The sequence below is a fragment of the Mesorhizobium sp. M7A.F.Ca.US.006.01.1.1 genome (genome assembly GCF_003997935.1).
GTDB lineage: Bacteria > Pseudomonadota > Alphaproteobacteria > Rhizobiales > Rhizobiaceae > Mesorhizobium.
In genome coordinates, this window is record NZ_RZQL01000528.1 from 1 (window position 1) to 594 (window position 594).

Sequence of the window (594 nt, forward strand, 5' to 3'; positions counted from 1 at the left end):
GCATCTGCTCGATGCGCCGGTCGATATAGTGCTTCTCGATCTTGAAGTCGGGAATGCCGTAGCGCATCGAGCAGATGCAGGGGGAGGGCGTGACCTTCCATTGCGGCGTCAATGTCGGTGTCGACAAGCCGGTTGCCGAGCTGCTCGCCGAACATGATGCCGTGCTCTATTGCGGCGGCTCGGAAACGCCACGCGCGGCCGGCATTCCGGGCGACGATCTCGGCGGCGTGCATGACGCGATGCCCTATCTGGTGCAGCAGAACAGGCGGGTCGGCGGCGAACCGATCCAGTCGGTGGCGTGGCCGTCGCATCCGATCATCGCCGGCGGTCAGCATGTCGTCGTCGTCGGCGGCGGCGATACCGCGTCCGACTGTGTCGGCACGGCCTTCCGCCAGGGCGCGGTGCGCGTCACCCAGCTCGACATCCGCCCGCAGCCGCCGGAGAAGGAAGACAAGCTTTCGGTCTGGCCCTACTGGGCGACCAAGATGCGCACCTCGTCTTCGCAGGCCGAAGGCGCGGAGCGCGAATTCCAGGTGGCGACGCTCGAATTCATCGGCGCGGATGACGAATTCGCTGCCGGCGATCGGCTTGCGC

The 594-nt window shown here is 66.5% G+C and carries 1 pseudogene; it reads left to right on the top strand.

Features of this window, described 5'->3' with window-relative positions:
• Positions 1-62: 62 nt before the first annotated feature.
• A pseudogene (gene gltD / locus EN943_RS37330) lies at positions 63-594 on the top strand (glutamate synthase); the annotation flags it as partial.